The sequence below is a fragment of the Streptomyces sp. NPDC018026 genome (assembly GCF_044327745.1).
Lineage (GTDB): Bacteria > Actinomycetota > Actinomycetes > Streptomycetales > Streptomycetaceae > Streptomyces > Streptomyces rubrogriseus.
In genome coordinates, this window is sequence record NZ_JBIRFY010000002.1 from 13,039 (window position 1) to 32,447 (window position 19,409).

Below are 19,409 nucleotides of genomic sequence, written 5' to 3' on the forward strand. Positions count from 1 at the left end.
CGGGCGGCGGACGCCCAGGACACCCAGGACGCCCAGGACGCCCGGGACGCTCAGCCGACCGCGCCCGCCCGGTCCCGCCGCTCCTGCGCCGGCAGCGGCACCCGCCCGCCGCGCACCACCGGCTCCAGCAGCAGCGGCACCCCCACCACCGGCAGCAGCCACGCCAGCACGATCAGCCGCTCGCCCCAGATGTTGATGTCCGGGTGCCCGGCCTGGGTGAGGAGCCCGGTGCACGCCGCCGCCACCAGGAAGCCGCCGACCGCGCCCCCGCGCCGCAGCGCGCCCCACGCCCCGGCGGCCAGCGCCGCCACGAACAGCGGCTGCCACGCCTGCCGGCGCAGCCATTCCACCCAGAAGTTGCCCTGCAACTGCCAGAACTCCGGCCACGGGCGGGCGCGGTCGGGGCGGGCGAAGTGGTCGGTGAGCAGGTCCTGGAGGCTGTCCGCCTCGGACGGGTAGTGCAGCAGCCGCGCCAGCAGCAGGGTCGCGACCGCGGCGGCCAGGCCGACGGCCGCGAGCGCCAGCACCTCCCGGGGCGCCGGACCGCCTCCCCGCCGCCCGAGCCGCCGGTGCCGGCGCAGGGCGATCACCGCCCCCGCCGCCGCCAGGCACCCGCCCAGGAACAGCGCCTGGGAGTGCTTGACCGTGAACAGGGCGAGCAGCGCCCCGGCCACCAGCAGCAGCCCGGCCCGGGTGCGGCCCGCCCGCAGCACCAGCGCGCAGCCCCACACCGCCGCCAGGGTCAGCGCCATCAGCAGGCCCTCGGTCATCGGGCGCATCGCGGTCGTCCCGCACGGCAGCACGTAGTACAGCGCCTGCCCGGCCACCGCGAGCGGCACCGGCACCGACAGGGTCCGCAGGATCAGGAAGACCAGCACCCCGCCCGCGCACGCGACGACGACGCCCGCCGTCCACAGGCCCCACGTCACCCCGAAGGCCAGTACGAACGGCACCAGGAACGCCGGATAGCCCGGCCGCGCCTCGAAGATCGCCATGAAGCGCTCCGGCATGTACGGCACGGTGTGCCCGCCGGTCTGCCCGGCCGCCAGCCGCGGCTCGACCACCGCCCACTCCTGCTCGCGGCACTCGGCCGTCACCTCGGCGGTGGGGTCGGGGCGGTGGAAGCGGACCACGTGCACGCTCTGGTCCCGGCGGGCCCGCTCCGCCCGGCTCGCGCACACGTAGTCGATGGTGGCCGTCGCCGCCGCGCGCTTGCTCTGCCCGGTCAGACTCAGGGCGTACGACAGGTAGTTCCTGGTGTCGGGGGTGTCCCGGCCGGTGACGTTCGCCAGCTGGAGCGCGGCGAACACGGCGGCCAGGAGCAGCATCGCGACGACGGCACCCGGGCCGTCCGCCCGGCCGCGGGGTCTCATGTGGAGGGCAGCAGGTCGCGTCCGGACGGGACGGCGCGGGCGCCGGGGACGCCGGAGGGCTCCGGCGCGGGCATCGGCTCGCCCAGGAGCAGGGTCCGCACCACCCGTTCGGCGGCCCTCCCGTCCTCGTACTCGCAGTACCGGGCGCGGAAGGACGCCCGCAGCCGCGCCGCCTCCTCGTCCCGCCAGGCCCCGGACGCCAGCAGCCACGCCAGCTCCCGGTAGGAGCGCGAGACGTGTCCGGGTGCGTCCTCGGTGATGTCGAAGTACGTGCCGCGGGTCGCCGAGTACGGGCCCCAGTCCTCGGCGTGGATCAGGATCGGGCGGTCCAGGACGGCGTAGTCGAACATCAGGGCGGAGTAGTCGGTGATCAGCAGGTCGGAGGCGAGCATCAGGTCCTCGACGTGCGGTTCGTCCGTCGCGTCGACCAGCACGCCCCGCCGGTGCAGCTCCGTGAGGCCCAGGCCGCGGGCCGGACCGGTGGCGAGGGACGGGTGCAGGCGGACGAGCAGGGTGTGGCCCTCGCCCAGGTCGGCGGCGAGCCGGGCCACGTCGAGGCGCTCGACCAGCCCGCCGCGCCGGTACTCCCGGCGGGTCGGCGCGTACAGCACGACGGTGTGGCCGTCGGGGACACCGAGCCGCTCGCGGACCCGCCGCCCGTCCTCGGGACCGGCGTTGACCAGGGCGTCGTTGCGCGGGCTGCCGGTGCGCGCGGAGGTGAAGTGGCAGGGGTAGGCCCGCTCCCAGACCCGCTCCGCGTACCGGCTGGCGACCAGGCTGTGGTCCCAGCGGTCGGCCCGGCGCAGCATCTGCGGCACGTCCAGACCGTGCCGGGCGCCGGGCCGGTCCAGCAGGTCGGCGCCCATGTGCTTGAGCGGCGTCCCCTGGTGGGTGTGCAGGTGGACGGAGCCGTGCCGCTTGGCCACCGTGCCGGGCCAGTTGACGTTGTTGACGAAGAACGCCGCCCGCTCGGTCACCCGGTGGTAGGCGGCACTGCCCAGGACCACGTGCTCGGTGCCCGGCGGCAGCAGCGCGGGGTCCGCCGCGCTCTCCTCGTCCCGCACCACCCACACCCCGCGCAGGTGCGGGGCGAGTTCGCGGGCCGCGCGGTGGATGGCGGCGGGGTCGCCGAGCACGCCCCGGTGGGAGAACGCCGAGTACACGACGAGGTCCGGGTCGAGGGGACGGCGCACGTGCACGGCGGTCGCCGTCCGGCGCAGCCGCCCGGCGGCCGCGGCGCGCGCCTGCCGGGTCCGGCGCTCCAGCTCCCGCGCCGCCCGCCCGGACTGCCGGCGCACCCGGTAGGCGGTGTACGACCCGTCCAGCACCCGGAGTCCGGCCGGGACCGCGGCGTCCTCGGGCCGGTGGGCGCGGAACATCTCGGCGGTGCGGCGGAAGAACTCGGCCCGGTCGGCGGGCGGCAGCCGGTCAGGCTTGGACAGGATGTCCAGGCAGTGCTCGCCCATCTTGGCGTGCAGGAACGGCCGCCATCTGGCCGCCGGTTCCGGACGGGCGTCCAGGAAGGCGAAGACCCGCTCGTACTGCGCGTGGACGTCGAAGTGCTTGCGGCTGGTGGTGGACAGGATGTTGCCCTGGCGGCGCTGGCGGTAGTTGAGGCAGATGCGGTCCAGCGCGGCGATCCGTTCCGCGCTGAACAGGACCGGGAAGGTCCAGGGCGTGTCCTCGTAGTAGCCGGGCGGGAAGGTGAAGCCCTCCCGTTCGACGAAGTCGCGGCGGTAGACCTTGTTCCACACGACCATCAGCAGGTCGAGGATCTCGGGATGCCCGGCCGCGGTGAACGTGCCGTCGCCCGCCTCCGCGAGCACCCGGGCCAGGACGTTGCGCCGGGTGCCGCCCCACCAGTAGGTGCGCGCGTAGTCGAAGACCAGCACGTCCGGGTCGTCCGTCTCCGCGAGCCGGTCGGCCATCGCGCGCAGGGCGCCCGGGGTGAGGGTGTCGTCGCTGTCGAGGAAGAAGAGGTAGTCGCCGGTGGCGTGCGGCAGCCCGGCGTTGCGGGCCCGGCCGAGTCCGGCGTTCTCCGCCAGGTGCAGCACGCGCACCCGGTCGTCGCGTGCGGCGTACGCGTCGAGGATCGCGCCGGAGCCGTCCGGCGAGCAGTCGTCGACGGCGATGACCTCGATGTCCCGGAAGGACTGGTCGAGGACCGAGTCGAGGCACTCGCGCAGGAAGCCCTGCACCTTGAAGCAGGGGACGATGACGCTGAAGCGGGGCACGGCGGGGTCAGCTCCTCACGAGGGTGGCGGCGGCGGGGGCCGGGACGCGCTCCGAGAGCGGGAGCACCGGCGGCAGCGCCTCGGGCGGCTCGCCGAGCAGCACCCGGCGCACGACGCGCTCGGCGGCCCGGCCGTCGTCGAACTCGCAGAACCGCTCCCGGAAGACCGCCCGCAGCGCCGTCGACTCCGGGCCCGCCCAGCTGCCGTCGGCGAAGACCCGGGCCAGCTCCTCCGGCGTGCGCGCCACCGGCCCCGGGGGCGCCGCCATCAGGTCGAAGTAGACGCCGCGGGTCTCCCGGTACACGTCCCAGTCGTCGGCGTACACCACGATCGGGCGGTCCAGGTTGGCGTAGTCGAACATGATGGAGGAGTAGTCGGTGACCAGCGCGTCCGCGGCCAGGCAGACGTCCTCCGAGGAGCGGTGCCCGGTCACGTCGAGGACCCGGCCGGTGCCCGCCCGGCTGCCGCCCCGGTCGTAGAAGTAGTGGGCGCGCAGCAGTACGACGACGTCCTCGCCGGCCGCCTCGCAGAACGCCTCCAGGTCCAGGCCGCCCGCGCCGAACCCGGTCGCCCAGTCCCGGTGCGTGGGCGCGTACAGGACCGCCGTCTTCCCCTCCGGGACGCCCAGTTCCCGCCGTACCCGGGCCACGTCCTCGGCGGTCGCCGTGCAGTAGACGTCGTTGCGCGGGTAGCCGTACTCCAGGTGCTCGTACGAGCCGGGGAAGGCGCGCTCCCACATCTGGGTGGAGTGCCGGTTGGCGGAGAGGTTGTAGTCCCAGCGGTCCACGCGGGCCAGGAGCTTGGTGAAGCTGCCGGTGGCCGCCGCCACCACCGGGTACGTCGACTGGTCCACGCCCATCGTCTTCAGCGGCGTGCCGTGCTGGGTCTGCACGTGCACGCTGCCGGGGCGCTTGACCACGCCCTCGGCGAAGTTGGCGTTGTTCACCAGGTACTTGGCGCGGGCCAGCACCTCCCAGTACCGGTGGCTGCCGATCACCGCGTGGTCGACACCCTCCGGCAGGGTGTGCGCCTGGTCCGGCTCGACCAGGAACACCGACCTGAGGTGCGGGGCGAGTTCGCGGGCCTTGGCGTGGATCGCGGCCGGGTTGCAGGCGTAACCGCGGCCCCAGTAGGCGCAGTACACGACGAGGTTCGGGTCCAGCGGGCGGCGCAGGTGGCGGCGGTAGCGCAGGCGGGTGCGCAGCCCGCGCGGCCACGGCAGGCGGCGCAGGACGCCGGCCGCCGCCCGGTTGGCGGCGCGCAGGGCGCGGAAGCCGGCGTACGACCCGGACGCCAGCAGCCGGTGCTGCACGCCGAGCCGTCCGCCCGGCGGCCGGAAGCCCGCGGGGCGGTGGCGCCGGTACAGGCGGCTCGCCCGGCGGTAGAAGGCGCGGCGCCCCCGCCGGGCCAGGCGCCGGGGGTGGGTGGCCGTCTTCAGGACCGCCGCGAACAGCTGCTCGAACAGCGGGCCGCGCCGCTCGGGCGGCAGGCCCCACTCGACGGCGTGAGTGAGGGCGAGTTCGGCCTGGTCGAGCAGGTCCGCGTGGTGTTCGCCGGGCAGGTTCAGCCGGTTGCCCTGGCGCCGCACCCGGTGCCGTACGGCCACCTCGCGCAGCACGGCCACCCGCTCGGCGCGCGCCGCGACCCGGGCGCCGAAGCCGACGTCCGTGAAGTGCCCCTCGGGGAAGTCCAGCCGGCGCTCGCCGAGGAAGGTGCGGCGGTGGACCGCGCTCCACGCGGGCAGGTGCACGCCGGTCAGGTGCGGGGCGCGGTCCGGGGTGAAGGCGCCGTCCGGGGTCCCCGCCAGCAGCGGCGCGGCCGGGTTGCTGGTCTCGCCCTCCCACCAGGGCACCCGCTCGTACTCGAAGTACAGGACGTCGACGCCGCCGGTGTCCGCAAGGCGCGCGTCCAGGGCCGCCAGCGCCCCCGGCACCAGGGTGTCGTCGCCGTCGAGGAACAGCAGGTACGCGCCGGTCGCCGCCCGCATCCCGGCGTTGCGCGCCCCGGCCAGGCCCGCCGACGGCGGCGAGTGCACGGGCGTCACCCGGGAGTCCCGCTCGGCGTGCTCCCCGGCGACGTCCGCCGCGGCGCAGTCCGGGCCGTCGCAGACCGGGATCAGCTCGAAGTCGCCGAAGGACTGGCCGAGGACCGAGTCCAGTGCCTGGGAGAGCCGCCCCGCGACCCCATGGGACGGGACGATGATGCTGAAGCGGGGCATACTGCTCTTTCTCTCGGGTTCAGAGGCTGTCGGTGACGGTGCGCGGACCCGCCGGTGGCGGCACCGTGGTCAGCGGGGCCCGCACGAGAGCCGCGGCGGTGGGCGCGGGGCAGCGCCCGGCCGGCGGGACGACCGGCGGCAGGTCCGTCTCGCCCAGGACCACCCGGCGTACGACGCGCTCGGCGGCGCGGCCGTCGTCGTAGGGGCAGAACCGCTCGCGGAAGGCGGCCCGCAGCCGCGCCGACCGGGTGCCGTGCCAGTCGCCGCTCGCGAACACGCCGATCAGCTCGTCCTCGTCCCGCGCGATCGGGCCCGGCGGGAAGGAACGCAGGTCGACATAGGTGCCGCGGGCCGCCTCGTACGCCTCCTGCTCGGCGGCGTGGATCACGATCGGGCGGTCGAGGCCCGCGTAGTCGAACATCAGCGAGGAGTAGTCGGTGACCAGGGCGTCCGAGGCCAGGCACAGCGACTCCACGTGCGGGTGGTCGCTGACGTCCAGCACCCGCCCGGCGGACGCGGCGAGCGGACCGCCGTGCCGGGGGTGGGCGCGGGCCAGCACCACGAAGCGCGGGCCGAGGCGGCGTACGACGCGCTCCAGGTCCAGGGCGGAGCGCTGGGTGCGCCGGTAGTCGCGGTGGGTGGGCGCGTACAGGATCGCGACCGTGCCCTCGGGGACGCCGAGGGTCTCGCGCAGCCGGGCCACGTCCGCGGCCGTCGCCCGCTGGAGGACGTCGGTGCGCGGCTGGCCGTACTCCAGCGCGGTCCAGTCGCCCGGGTGGACGCGTTCCCAGGTCAGGGTGGAGTGGCGGTTGGCGGAGACCACGTAGTCCCAGGAGTCGGCCTCGCGCAGCAGCCGGGCGAAGTCGGTGCCCTGGGCGGCGGCCGGGCGCTCCTGGAGGTCCAGGCCCATGTGCTTGAGGGGTGTCCCGGCCTGCGTCTGGACCAGGACCTGGCCCCGCCGCCTGACCAGGTCCGGTCCGAAGGCCCCCTCGCGCACCAGGTAGCGGGAGCGGGCCAGGGCCGTCCAGTGGGCGGCCGTGCCCGGGGCCAGGCGGCGGGTGCCGGGCGGCACGGTGTGGTGGTGCACCCGGTCGGCGGCCCACGCCGTGCGCACGTGCGGCGCGAGACGGCGGAACGCCTCCTCCAGCGCGCCCGGGTCGCGGCCGTACCCCCGGTCGGCCTCGACGGCGAAGACGGCCCGGTCGGCGCGGAGCGGGAGGCAGCGCTGGACGCGGTAGTGCAGGCGCAGGGCACCGGTCCGGGCGGCGCCCAGCAGCCCCGCGGCGGCCCCCGCCGTACGGCGGCGCAGGGCCGACGCCAGCCGCAGGGCGCCGTAGGTGCGGCGCAGGCCCAGGCGGAGCAGGGCGTGGCGCAGCCGGACCGGCAGCGGGGCGGGGGCGCCGGGGACCCGGTAGCGGCGGCAGTGGACCCGGGCCCGGCGCAGGAACTCGGCGCGCAGGGAGCGCGGCAGACGGCCGGGACGGGTGTACACCGTCGTGAGGTGGTCGGCCATGCGGCGGTACAGGAGCGGCCGCCAGCGGGCCAGCTCCTTGCGCGACTCCGGGTGCGTCTCCATGCGCGCGTCGAGGAACGCGAAGACGCGGTCGTACTGCGTGAAGACGTCCAGGTGGCGCGCGTCCGGCGTGCCCAGGATGCTGCCCCGCCGCCGCTGCCGGTAGTGGACGCAGACGCGGTCCAGGGTGGCGACGGAGCCCGCCGTCATCAGGACCGGGTACGTCCACGGCGTGTCCTCGTAGTAGCCCGGCGGGAAGACGAAGCCCTCGCGCACGGCGAACTCCCGTCGCACCGTCTTGTTCCAGGCCACCATCAGCAGCTTCAGCAGTCCGGGCCGGTCGGCGAGCCGGAACGGCGCCGGGCCCTGCTCGGTGAGGTGCGCGGCGGCCTGGTTGCGGACCGTCTCGCCGGTCCAGTACGTGCGCGCGTAGTCGTAGACCAGGACGTCCGGCTCGCCGGTCTCCTTGATCCGGTCGGCGATGCCCCGCAGCGCGTGCGGGGTGAGGGTGTCGTCGCCGTCGAGGAACACCAGGTAGTCGCCGCCCGCCCGTTCCATGCCCGCGTTGCGGGCGGGGCCCAGCCCTTCGTTGCGCGGCAGGCTCACGACGCGGACGCGCGGGTCGAGGGCCGCGAACTCGTCGGCGATCGCGCCGCAGGCGTCCGGCGAGCAGTCGTCGACCACGATCACCTCGAAGTCCGGGTACGACTGGGCCAGCACCGACTCCAGGCACGCGTGCAGATAGGCCTGCACCTGGTACGCGGGAACGATGACACTGAACCTGGGCACGGGGACATCCATCGGTCGGCGGGATCGGTGCGGGCGTTCTGCCCGGCAACGGCCGGTGGCGCCGCTTGGTTACGGTCCCCGGGGCATTCGGGGGACGCCTGGCCCGTACGGATGAGGGGGCGGGCCGGTGACCGGCCCGCCCCCTCAAGGGTGTTGTCGCGGCGGCTACTTGACGGCGCCCGCCATCACGCCGGAGACGAACTGCCGCTGGAACGCGAAGAACACGGCCAGCGGGATCACCATGGAGATGAACGCGCCCGGCGCGAGCACGTCGATGTTGTTGCCGAACTGCCGTACCTGGGTCTGCAGGGCGACCGTGATCGGCTGGCTCCCGGAGTCCGAGAAGATCAGCGCGACCAGCATGTCGTTCCACACCCACAGGAACTGGAAGATGCCGAGACTGGCGATCGCGGGCCCGCCGAGCGGCATCACCACCCGCACGAACAGCCGCAGTTCACCCGCGCCGTCCAGGCGGGCCGCCTCCAGCAGCTCCCGCGGGATCTCCGCGAAGAAGTTCCGCAGCAGGAACACCGCGAAGGGCAGGCCGAAGCCGACGTGGAAGAGGATCACGCCGAGCATCGACCCGAACAGGCCGATCTTCCCGAAGAGTTCGGCGATCGGGATCAGGGCCACCTGCACGGGTACGACGAGCAGCCCGACCACGGCCAGGAACCACCAGTCGCGGCCCGGGAACTCCATCCAGGCGAAGGCGTATCCGGCCAGCGCCCCGATGACCACGACCAGGACGGTCGCGGGGACGGTGATCAGCGCGGTGTTGAGGAGCGAGGAGGTGATGTCGCCGTTCTCCAGCAGCTTCTCGTAGCTCTGGAAGGTCAGCCGGGACGGCTCGGTGAAGACCTTCCACCAGCCGCTCGCCGCCATGTCCTCGGGCGTGCGCAGCGAGGACAGCAGCAGCCCGATCGTCGGGACCAGCCAGAACAGGCCCACCACGATCAGGAACACCCGGACGAGCCCGCCGCTGACGACCTCGGCGAGCCGGGACCCGAGGGACCGCCTGGCGGAGAGGGCACCCGTGTCCGCGGTCATCGCCGCACCTCCCGCCGCAGTCGCCGTACGTTGAACCACATCACCGGGATGACCAGGAGCAGCAGGAACACCGCGATGGCGCTGGCGACGCCCGGCTGGTCCGAGGCGAAGCCCTTGCGGTACAGCTCCAGGGCGAGCACGTTCGCGTCGTCCTGGGAGGAGCCGGGGGCGATGATGAAGACCAGGTCGAAGACCTTCAGCACGTTGATCATCAGGGTGACGACGACGACCGCGAGGACCGGTGCCAGCAGGGGCACCGTGACCCGTCTGAAGACCTGCCACTCGTTGGCGCCGTCCACCCGGGCGGCCTCCAGGAGTTCCCGGGGCATCCCGGCCAGTCCCGCCGCGATCAGCACCATCGCGAAGCCCGCCCACATCCATACGTACGATCCGATGATCGCCGGGGTGACCAGGGAGGGGCCGAGCCAGTTCAGGCCGTTGTACGGCTCCTTGAAGTTGTCGGCGGGCAGCCTGAGCAGCGCCCCGTCGGCCGCCGCGGGCAGCGTGAAGGTGCCGTCCCCGGCCGCCGTGGCCGTCGCCACGACCTCGCCGTCCCTGACCGCCTCGATCTTCATCCCGGCGTAGCCCAGCTCGGCCGCGTCGACGCCGCCCAGCTTGCCGACGCCCTTGCCGCGGGTGAAGTCCTGCCAGGTGGTGCCGGTGACCTTCCCGTCCTCGGGTTCGGCGGCCGCGGCCTTCTTCGCGCCGTCGGGCATCAGGTCGGGGGCCACACCGACGAGGGGCAGGGCGACCGGGGTGCCGAGGCCGACCGGCTGCTTCGTGACGAACGCGCCCCCGCCGGCGGGCTCCAGCGGCGAGTCGCGGCCCGGGTGCGCCTTCGGGAACGCGGAGGACTCGGCGAACGTGTCGTGCACCCCGACCCACACCGCGTTGGCGACGCCCTTGTCCGGGTCCTGGTCGTACACCAGGCGGAAGATGATGCCGGCCGCCAGCATCGAGATCGCCATCGGCATGAAGACGACCAGCTTGAACGCGGTGCCCCAGCGGATGCGTTCGGTCAGCACCGCGAAGATCAGGCCCAGCGCGGTGGCGACCGTCGGCGCGAACACCACCCAGATGACGTTGTTCTTCAGGGCGGTGCGGATGCCGTCGTCGGTGAAGAGCGTCTCGTAGTTGTCGAACCCGGCGAAGGAGTCGCCGGACTGGTCGTAGAAGCTGCGGATCAGCGAGTACCCGATCGGGTAGACCACGAGCGCGCCGAGCAGCACCAGGGCGGGCAGCAGGAACAGCGCCGCCACGGACCTGCGGGTGCCGGTCACGCTCCTGCGCGACTTGGGTGACTTGGGGGCGGCGGGGACCGGTGGGCCCTCGGGGGCCGGTCCGGTCCCCGCCGCCGTGGCCGACGTCATCGCGTCAGCCGCCGTAGGCGGCGGCCGCGTCCGCCTCCAGCTTCGCCTGGGCACCCGCGACGTCCTTCGGGTTCTTCAGGAAGTCCTGCAGCGTCTTCCACTCGCCCTTGCCCGGGGTGCCGCCGAAGGCCTGCGGGGCCTGGTCCGACATGTCGAAGCGGAAGTCGTCACCGGCCGCGATCAGCGACTCCGCGATCTTCTTCTGCACCGCGTTCGGGTACACCGACGTGTCGAAGCTCTTGTTGGGCGAGAGGAACCCGCCGAGCTTCGCCTGGATCCCGGCCGCCTCCGGCGAGGCCAGCCAGGTGGCCAGCGCCTGCGCCGCCTTCGAGTCCTTGAAGACCACGGCCGCGTCGCCGCCGGACACCACCGGCGCGGTGTCGCCCACGGCCGGGAACGGGAACACCTTCGCGTCCGTGCCGACCTTCGCCTTCGTCTCACCGATGTTGACCTGGACGAAGTCGCCCTCGTAGACCATGCCCGCCTTGGGCTGTTCGCCGCCGGTGAAGGTCTGCGTCACCGAGGCCGGGAACTCCGTCTGGAGCGCGCCGGACGCGCCGCCCGCGACGAAGTCCTTCTTGCCCCAGATCTCCGCGAGCGTGGTGAGGGCCTCCTTCACGGACGGGTCCGTCCACTTGATCTCGTGCTTGGCGAGCTGGTCGTACTTCTCCGGACCCGCCTGCGAGAGGTAGACGTTCTCGAACCAGTCGGTGAGCGTCCAGCCGTCCGCGCCGCCCACCGAGAACGGGGTGACGCCCGAGTCGTAGACCATCTGGGCCGTGTTGAGCAGCTCGTCCCAGGTCTTCGGCTCGGCGGCGCCGGCGTTCTCGAAGACCTGGGCGTTGTACCAGATCAGCGACTTGTTGGCGGCCTTGTAGTACACGCCGTACTGCTTGCCGTCGACCTTGCCGATGTCCTGCCAGCCCTGCGAGTAGTTCTGGCCGAGTTCCTTGGTCGCCTCGGCACCCAGTGGCTTGGCCCAGCCCTTGTCCACGGCCTGCTTGATGGCGCCGGGCTGCGGGAGCATCGCCACGTCCGGCGGGGCGCCGCCCGCGATCTTCGAGCCGAGGAAGTTGATGATCGGGTCCTGGGCGGGCACGAAGGTCACCTTGGCACCGGTGCGCTTCTCGAACTCGGCGAGGACCTTCTTGAAGTTCTCCTGCTCGGTGCCGGTCCAGACGGCGGCGACCTCCAGGCTCTCGCCGTCCAGCTTCGGGAGGGTGACGGAGGCGCCCGGCTGCTGCTTGCCGCCGCCCTTGTCGCCCTCGTCTCCGCCGCCGTTGTCGTCGTCCCCGCCGCACGCGGTGAGCGAGAACGCGAGCGCTCCCGCGGCGAGGGCGGCTGCGGCCCGGGTGGTCCTCTTGACGGTTCCGCGTGTCCGGATGGTGCTGCTCGTACGCATCACTGCCCCGTTCTTCGTTCCTCGTCGAACGCTCGGCGCTGTCCCGTGCGCTCTGGTGTACGCCAGGGGGGTGAGGGCGGCAAGGGCGCGTCCGCGGTCAACCGGGGTTTCGTGACCGCGTCGTGACCATGATCAGGCGTCCGGCGCTACAGGAGTGACGGGACCCCGGCCGCCGAGACCTCGCGGGCCGCCCTCTCCAGGGCGCTGGCCAGGAGGGCCAAGTCGGTGGGGCCGTTGCCCAGTTCGCGTACGGGGCGGCGGGCGGGCGGGTCGCCCATGCGGTGCCACTCCAGGGGGACCACCGTGGGGCGCAGGGTCGCCGTGCGGGGGATGCGGCCCGTGACGCGGCCGCCCTGGAAGGCGGTGGTGCGTCCGTCGGGGCGGGCCAACCGCCCGCGTCCGGGCGCCGGTTCGTCCGGGCCCGGTACCGGCGGGTCCAGGGTGACGCGCAGGGTCGCGCGCAGGGCGGGCTCCGTCCGGTCCGTACGGTCGTCGGGCGCGGTGGCGGCCACCAGGTGGACGCCGAGCCGCTCGCCCTCCCGCGCGACGGCCTCCAACGCCCGCATCACCGACCCCGCCGCGGGCCGCCCGGGGGAACCGAGCGGGGGAGTGACCAGGGCGTCGAGGTCGTCGACGACCACGACCAGGCGGGGGAGGGGCGGGACGGGACCGGTGCGGCGCCTGGCGGCGGCCGGGCGCAGCCGCAGGGTGGAGCTGGGCGGGGACTCCACGTCCCCGGAGTCGGAGACCGGAGCGGGCGCCGCCGTGGTTGGCGTGCGCTGGGTGACCAGTCGGCCCGACACCTCGCGTCCCGTGTGCCACTCGGCGAAGTCCGACCGGCCGACCAGCTCGGCGCGCCGCTTCAGCTCGGCGCTCAGGGACTGGGCGAACTCCCGCATCCGCACCGGGTCGTTGGCGGTGAGGTGGGTGGTGACGTGCGGTACGTCCGTGCACACGTGCAGGCCTTCGCCGCGGGCGCCGCCCGAACTCACGCTGTCGCGGCCGTCCACGAGGACGACACCGAGCCGGTCGGGGCGTTCGACCGAGGCGAGTGAGGCGACGAACGCCCGCAGCAGCTCGGTGCGGCCGCTCCCGGCGGGTCCCTCGATCAGCAGGTGCGGGCCCTCGGCGGCCAGGTCGGCCAGGACGGGGCCGCGCGGACCGGCGCCCAGCACGGCCTGCGCGCGTCCCCCGAGGGACTCCGTGTCGTCGGCCGCGGCGGCCCAGCGGGCCATCAGGGAGGCGGGGGTGGCGCGGGCCAGGCCCAGTTCGTCGAGGAGCCGGGCCGTCCGGGGGAGCGGTGCGGACACGCGCGCGTGGTGCTCGCCGCCGGTCGCGGAGGTGTCGGTGCGCAGCGGGGCCAGGGCGCGCGCGAAGCGCTCGGCCCAGGGCAGGGAGACGGCGTCCAGCGTGCCGAGGGTGCCGTGACCGACCGGGCCGGCGGGAGCGGCCGGGGCGCCCGTGCCCGGGTTCGTGCCCGTGCGGGCGACGCGCAGCAGACGCAGGGTCGTCGCCACGTCGCCGCTGAGCAGCGCCACGGCGCCGCACTCCCGGAACACCGGCGACACCGCGCAGGCCGCCTCGTAGGTCCGCGTCACCGGGGAGGTGGGGGAGGCGGCGGGGGTCTCGGCGAGGCACACGACGTGCACACCGGCCCGCGGTCCCTCCAGGGCCAGCCGCGCCACCGCCTCGCGCACGTCCGCACCGCCGGGATCCCCGTCCACGACGACCACGGTGTACGGCCCGGTGAAGCCGCCTGCCGGGCCGGTGCCGTCGTCGGCGCCGTCGCCGGGGCGCGCCCAGGAGGGCTGCGGCCGGACGGCCCCCGTGGCGGCTGTGGCCGCTGTGGCCGCTGTGGTGTCCCCGGTCGTGTTGTGGGGGCGTGCACCGGACCGGGTCTCGTCCCCGAGGTGGTCGTCCAGGCGGCGGAGCAGTTCGGCGGCGCGGGCCGTGGCCTGCTCGCGGTCGTGGGCCAGCAGCAGACGGCAGTCCTGGCCGTGTCCCGGGCGCACCTGGGGCAGCCAGCCCAGCCAGGACCACTCGGCGGTCCGCTCGGCGAGCGGACGGGAGCGGTCCGCGCTGATCAGGACGATCTCCAGGGTGTCGGCGGAGTGCAGCGCGGCGAGCTGGGCCAGCACCGAGCGGGCCAGCCCGGTGAGCCGCTCGCGCGGACCCGCGAGGCCGAGCGCGCCGACCTCGCGCAGGTCGGCGGTCACCGGCACCGCGGGCAGCGGGGCGTCACCGCCCGGCACCGCCCGGTCGGCCGTACCGAGCCGCACGGTGAGCGCCTCCGGGTGGCCCGGGCCGCGCTCCCACAGCCGCGGTCCCGGTCCCAGCGCGGTCAGCAGCAGCGACGCGGAGTCCGGCCAGGTCTCCGGAGCGCCCGAGATGCCGGGCGGGGACGCCGGGGCCGGCCCGGTCGCCGCCCCGTCGGACGCGTACGCGCCGGGTGCGGGGGCCTCGGGGGCACCTGCGCGCCCGCCGGTCAGCCGCCGCGCCCACGCACCTATCCCCCCGCGCCTGCGGACCTCCTGCGGTACGTCGGTGCCCCGCAGGGGAGTCCCCTTGCGTCCGGTGCGGGCACCCGGGCCGCCGGCCGTGTCCGCGCGGAGGGCGCCCGCGTTGGCCGGGTCCGGGCCCTTCCGGTCCGGCCCGGAGAGGCTCTGGCCGTAGGCGTCCCTGCCGCCCGGGTCCCTGCCGCCCGGGTTCCTGTCGTACGTGTCCCTGTCGTACGCGCCGGGGACGGTCCCGTCGGCGCGGGGAGCGGCGCCGCCGGAACGGGCCGCGCCCGAGGCCGGAGATCCCTCGGCGTACGGGTCCCGGCCTGCTGTCCGCGGGGCCGGAGCGCCGTGTCCGTCCGCGCCGGACCCGCCGGTCGCGTACGCCCCCGCGCCCTGCGCGCCGCCGTGCGTCTCGCCCCCGGTGGGTGACTGCCGGGGCAGGCCCGCCGAGGGGCCGGTGCCGTGGCTCTCGATGCGGGGTGCGCCGCCCTGGCCGGGGACCTGCGGCGGCTCGGCGGGTGCCCCGTCCCTGTCGTACCCCGACGTGCCGTACGCGTGCTGGGTGCGCCCGCGGGGCCGGACCGTGCCGTCCGGACCGGTGCCGCGCGGCGCGGGGTCCGGTGCGGCTCCGTCCGCCGAAACGGACCCGCGGCCGGCTGCCCGTCCGCCCGGGCCGTTGGCTGGGCCGTGGCCCGGGGCCGTCGCGCGGGAGCGGGCGTCCGCGTCGCGCACCTGTCCCTCCGCCCCGTCGGCCACGCGCGCGTGGACCACCGCGTCGCCGTCCCCGGCGTCCGACGAGGGCGTCCTCGGCCCGGACAGCCGTACGTGTCCTTCCCCGTCCGGCGTCGTCGCCACCCGCACCTCCGCCGCGGGCGGCACCGGCACGAGCCGCAGGGCGGACTCGCCGATCCGCAGCAGCGCGCCCGGCGGGAAGCGCACCGGGCGGTCGCCCACGCGGGTGCCGTCCAGGGTGGTGCCGTTGGTGGAGCCGAGGTCGGCCACGGAGACGCGGGCGTCGGGACCGACGGTCACGGCGCAGTGCATGCGGGAGACGTCCGGGTCGTCGAGCGCGACGTCGGCGTCGGCGGAGCGGCCGAGCCGGATCTGGCCGCCGTGCAGGAGGTGGACGCCGCCCGCGTCGGGGCCCGCGACCACGTGGAGCTGGGCGGGGACGTCGGCCGGCTCGGTGTGCGGGTCGGGCTCGCCCGGGGCGCCCAGGCAGAGCACGGCGCCGTCGATCAGCGGAGGCTCGCCCAGGGTGCTGCGCTGGGCGTCGAGCCGCTGCGCACCGGCGTACAGCACCACCTGGCCGGAGCCCGGTCCGTCGCCGGGGAGCGTCGCGGCCAGCGCGGAGGAGACCGCGGCCAGGGCCGTGCCGGCCGGGGCGGTGACGAGAACGTCACAGCGCGCGGAGCGGTCCCCCGCCGGGACAGCCGAAGCAGCCGAAGCATGCGGGCCCAGCGGGTCTACGACGGTCAGCCGGATCTGCATCGCCGTAAGCGGTCCCTTCGCGCGGGCGCCCGCACGCCGGGACAGAAGCCGTCACCACGGTCCCCCACCGCGGACTTCCCCCACCGTCACACGAACACGTCGGCCAGTACTGCACGCATCCTCGCACCTGCCACTGACAACGCGCCCGCCGCCCGCCGTCAAATGATCTTGATTGGTCGGCTCTGCCCCCAAAAATGCCTGACAGGTGCCCTGCGGATGATCGAATGCCGTCCGCTTGAGATCGGTCACGTGCGGGCAACGGCAACCATGGGACCGGGTCGAGCGTCTTTCCTTCGAACGTGGTCCGGGGGGCGGCACTACAGTTGGGTCCGACTGGGACCGACCGGGTCTGGGACAGTGGGTCCGAACAGCCAGCAAGCAACTAGGAGCGCATGACGTGCGGCCGGTAGGCAGCAAGTACCTCCTCGAGGAGCCCCTCGGCCGCGGTGCCACGGGCACCGTATGGCGTGCCCGCCAGCGGGAGACCGCGGGCGCCGAGGCGGCCGTGGCCGGACAGCCCGGCGAGACCGTCGCGATCAAGGTCCTCAAGGAAGAGCTCGCGAGCGACGCCGACATCGTGATGCGCTTCCTGCGTGAGCGCTCCGTGCTGCTCCGGCTCACCCACCCGAACATCGTCCGGGTCCGCGACCTGGTCGTCGAGGGCGAGCTGCTGGCCCTGGTCATGGACCTCGTCGACGGACCGGACCTGCACCGGTACCTGCGCGAAAACGGGCCGCTCACCCCGGTTGCCGCGGCTCTGCTCACCGCGCAGATCGCCGACGCCCTCGCCGCCAGCCACGCCGACGGCGTCGTCCACCGCGACCTGAAGCCGGCCAACGTCCTGCTGAAGCAGACCGGCGGCGAGATGCACCCGATGCTGACCGACTTCGGCATCGCCCGCCTCGCCGACTCGCCCGGCCTCACCCGCACCCACGAGTTCGTGGGCACGCCCGCGTACGTCGCGCCGGAGTCCGCCGAGGGCCGCCCGCAGACCTCCGCCGTCGACGTCTACGGCGCCGGCATCCTGCTCTACGAGCTGGTCACCGGCCGCCCGCCGTTCGGCGGGGGCTCCGCCCTGGAGGTGCTGCACCAGCACCTGAGCGCCGAACCGCGCCGCCCCTCCACCGTCCCCGACCCACTGTGGACGGTCATCGAGCGCTGCCTGCGCAAGAACCCCGACGACCGTCCCAGCGCCGAGAACCTCGCCCGCGGCCTGCGCGTCGTCGCCGAGGGCATCGGCGTGCACGCGAACAGCGCGCAGATCGGCGCCGCCGAGAACGTGGGCGCGCTCCTCGCCCCCGACCCGGCGCCCGCGCAGGTCCCGGGCGCCCCCGACGCCGCCTACGACCCGAACGGCGCGACCAGCGTCCTGCCGCACACCTCGGGCCCGGCGGGCGCCGCCGACCCCACCGCCGTACTCCCGAACACCGGCGCCCCCGATCCGACCGCCGTCATGCCGCCGGTGCCGCCGGGACAGCCCGGCGCCCCGGGACAGGGCGGACCCGAGGACCCGCACCCCTGGCAGAACCAGCTGCGCGCCGCCCGCGACCGCAACGAACAGACGCAGGTCCAGTACCTCGACCCGAACCAGGACCCGCTGCGCCGCCGCCCCCAGCGGCAGGTCTCCCGGCCGCCGCAGCAGCCGCGTCAGGCCCCGCAGGGCCCGCCGCCCCAGCAGCCCGGCTACGGCTATCCGCAGCAGCACCAGCCGCAGCGGTACGCCACCCCCCAGCCCCCACCCCCGCCCCAGCCCCAGCAGCCGCAGCGGTACGCGCCGCCGCCCGCGCCCGAGCCGCAGCAGCCGCGGCGCGAGCCCAGGCCGCCGCGGCAGCGCAGCGCCAACCCCATGCGCATCCCGGGCCTGGGCTGCCTCAAGGGGTGCCTGGTCACGATCGTCGTCCTGTTCGTGGCGGGCTGGCTCGTCTGGGAGCTGAGCCCGCTGCAGGACTGGATCGGCACCGGCAAGGGCTACTGGGACCAGCTCACCGACTGGTTCACCACCGTGACCGACTGGATCGGGGACCTGGGCGGCTCCAGCGGAGGCTGAGTCTGGAGACTTGTCGACATCCGGAGGGTGATTTCCGCCTCCGCGGTGAAGGCCGGCTCCTCGGACGCGTACTTTTAGGCGCAACACGCGTCGGTAGGAGCAGTCTTGGCACGGAAGATCGGCAGCCGGTACACCGCCCACCAGATCCTCGGGCGGGGCAGCGCCGGCACGGTGTGGCTGGGCGAGGGACCCGACGGTCCCGTCGCGATCAAGCTGCTGCGCGAGGACCTGGCGTCCGACCAGGAACTCGTCTCGCGCTTCGTGCAGGAGCGCACCGCCCTGCTCGGCCTGGACCACCCGCACGTCGTCTCCGTGCGCGACCTGGTGGTCGACGGCAACGACCTCGCGCTGGTCATGGACCTGGTCCGCGGCACGGACCTGCGCACCCGCCTCGACCGGGAGCGGCGCCTGGCGCCCGAGGCCGCGGTGGCCGTCGTCGCCGACGTCGCCGACGGGCTGGCCGCCGCGCACGCCGCCGGGGTCGTGCACCGCGACGTCAAGCCGGAGAACGTGCTGCTCGACATGCAGGGCCCGCTCGGCCCCGGCGGCTCGCACCCGGCGCTGCTGACGGACTTCGGCGTGGCCAAGCTCATCGACACCCCGCGCCGCACCCGCGCCACGAAGATCATCGGCACGCCCGACTACCTGGCCCCGGAGATCGTCGAGGGCCTGCCCCCGCGCGCGGCGGTCGACATCTACGCGCTCGCCACGGTCCTGTACGAGCTGCTGGCCGGCTTCACGCCGTTCGGCGGCGGCCACCCCGGCGCGGTGCTGCGCCGCCACGTGACAGAGACCGTCGTCCCGCTGCCCGGCATCCCCGACGAGCTGTGGCAGCTCCTCGTCCAGTGCCTCGCCAAGGCCCCGGCCTCCCGGCTGCGCGCCTCCGAGCTGAGCGCCCGGCTGCGCGAGCTGCTGCCGATGCTCGCCGGAATGGCCCCGCTGGACGTGGACGAGCCCGACGCCGAGCAGCCGGAGGACGAACCCGACGCGTCCGCGGCGTCCCCGGCCGCCCCCGTGTCCAGCGCGGAACCGGTTCGGCGCCGGGGAGCGGTGCCCCTGGTGCCGGGGGCCAAGCCGGCCGACTCCAACCGCGACACCCACACCTCGATGCGCGTCCCCGCCCCCGACGAGCTGGCCGGCGGTGCCCGCGGCACCGCCCGGGCCCCGCGCGCGTCGGGCGCCCCGCGCCCCGGCTCGGCCCGCAACCGCGCCGCCACGCGGCGCCGCCGGATCGCGGTGGGCGCGGGCGCCGTCGCCCTGGTGGCGGCGATCGGCGTCGGTACGTGGCTGGCCACGGACGGTGACGAGGGCGGCGGCGGACCCCAGGACACCCGGAACTCGGCACCGGCCGCTCCCTGAGGCCCTGCCCCTGCCCCCGCCCCGGCCGACGTCCGCACCCGCGCCCGCACCCGTCCGGCGTGGAC

Annotated in this window: 10 protein-coding genes; 2 read left to right on the forward strand and 8 right to left on the reverse strand. The window is 75.1% G+C overall.

Translation table 11 applies throughout. The annotated features are described in order from the left end of the window. Positions 1–50: 50 nt before the first annotated feature. From ACH4D3_RS05675 to ACH4D3_RS05710, 8 genes are all read right to left on the reverse strand, one after another. On the reverse strand, positions 51–1,373 hold the full coding sequence (locus tag ACH4D3_RS05675) for a hypothetical protein (RefSeq protein ID WP_398316707.1): 1,323 nt from the start codon (positions 1,371–1,373) through the stop codon (positions 51–53). Further along, on the reverse strand, positions 1,370–3,607 hold the full coding sequence (locus tag ACH4D3_RS05680) for a CDP-glycerol glycerophosphotransferase family protein (RefSeq protein WP_398316710.1): 2,238 nt from the start codon (positions 3,605–3,607) through the stop codon (positions 1,370–1,372). The genes ACH4D3_RS05675 and ACH4D3_RS05680 overlap by 4 nt, the downstream gene beginning before the upstream one ends. Before the next feature lie 7 nt (positions 3,608–3,614). After that, a complete protein-coding gene (locus ACH4D3_RS05685) occupies positions 3,615–5,825 on the reverse strand; it encodes a CDP-glycerol glycerophosphotransferase family protein (protein WP_398316713.1) in 2,211 nt (736 codons plus the stop codon). Between the two features lie 19 nt (positions 5,826–5,844). Continuing rightward, a complete protein-coding gene (locus ACH4D3_RS05690; RefSeq protein WP_398316716.1) occupies positions 5,845–8,127 on the reverse strand; it encodes a CDP-glycerol glycerophosphotransferase family protein in 2,283 nt (760 codons plus the stop codon). A 165-nt stretch (positions 8,128–8,292) separates the two neighbouring features. Continuing rightward, positions 8,293–9,174: a carbohydrate ABC transporter permease gene (locus tag ACH4D3_RS05695; protein ID WP_398316719.1), complete on the reverse strand. Its 882-nt coding sequence runs from the start codon at positions 9,172–9,174 to the stop codon at positions 8,293–8,295. Further along, positions 9,171–10,544 (reverse strand): carbohydrate ABC transporter permease, encoded by a 1,374-nt coding sequence (locus ACH4D3_RS05700; RefSeq protein WP_398316721.1) that lies wholly within the window; start codon positions 10,542–10,544, stop codon positions 9,171–9,173. Before ACH4D3_RS05700 ends, ACH4D3_RS05695 begins: the two co-directional genes overlap by 4 nt. Before the next feature lie 4 nt (positions 10,545–10,548). Then, positions 10,549–11,946 (reverse strand): ABC transporter substrate-binding protein, encoded by a 1,398-nt coding sequence (locus ACH4D3_RS05705; RefSeq protein ID WP_398316724.1) that lies wholly within the window; start codon positions 11,944–11,946, stop codon positions 10,549–10,551. Between the two features lie 146 nt (positions 11,947–12,092). After that, positions 12,093–15,938, reverse strand: coding sequence for an FHA domain-containing protein (locus tag ACH4D3_RS05710; RefSeq protein WP_398316727.1), 3,846 nt, complete (start codon positions 15,936–15,938; stop codon positions 12,093–12,095). A 397-nt stretch (positions 15,939–16,335) separates the two neighbouring features. Here ACH4D3_RS05710 and ACH4D3_RS05715 point away from each other — a divergent pair, with 397 nt between their 5' ends. Continuing rightward, positions 16,336–17,985, forward strand: coding sequence for a serine/threonine-protein kinase (locus ACH4D3_RS05715; RefSeq protein ID WP_398316730.1), 1,650 nt, complete (start codon positions 16,336–16,338; stop codon positions 17,983–17,985). A 105-nt stretch (positions 17,986–18,090) separates the two neighbouring features. Further along, on the forward strand, positions 18,091–19,344 hold the full coding sequence (locus tag ACH4D3_RS05720; protein WP_398316733.1) for a serine/threonine-protein kinase: 1,254 nt from the start codon (positions 18,091–18,093) through the stop codon (positions 19,342–19,344). Positions 19,345–19,409 lie beyond the last annotated feature (65 nt).

Excerpts from the sequence above, each read along its gene's own strand:
- ACH4D3_RS05695 (WP_398316719.1), bottom strand. The coding sequence starts at position 9,174 with ATGACCGCGGACACGGGTGCCCTCTCCGCCAGGCGGTCCCTCGGGTCC.
- ACH4D3_RS05710 (WP_398316727.1), bottom strand. The coding sequence starts at position 15,938 with ATGCAGATCCGGCTGACCGTCGTAGACCCGCTGGGCCCGCATGCTTCG.
- ACH4D3_RS05685 (WP_398316713.1), bottom strand. The coding sequence starts at position 5,825 with ATGCCCCGCTTCAGCATCATCGTCCCGTCCCATGGGGTCGCGGGGCGG.
- ACH4D3_RS05700 (WP_398316721.1), bottom strand. The coding sequence starts at position 10,544 with ATGACGTCGGCCACGGCGGCGGGGACCGGACCGGCCCCCGAGGGCCCA.
- ACH4D3_RS05705 (WP_398316724.1), bottom strand. The coding sequence starts at position 11,946 with ATGCGTACGAGCAGCACCATCCGGACACGCGGAACCGTCAAGAGGACC.
- ACH4D3_RS05675 (WP_398316707.1), bottom strand. The coding sequence starts at position 1,373 with ATGAGACCCCGCGGCCGGGCGGACGGCCCGGGTGCCGTCGTCGCGATG.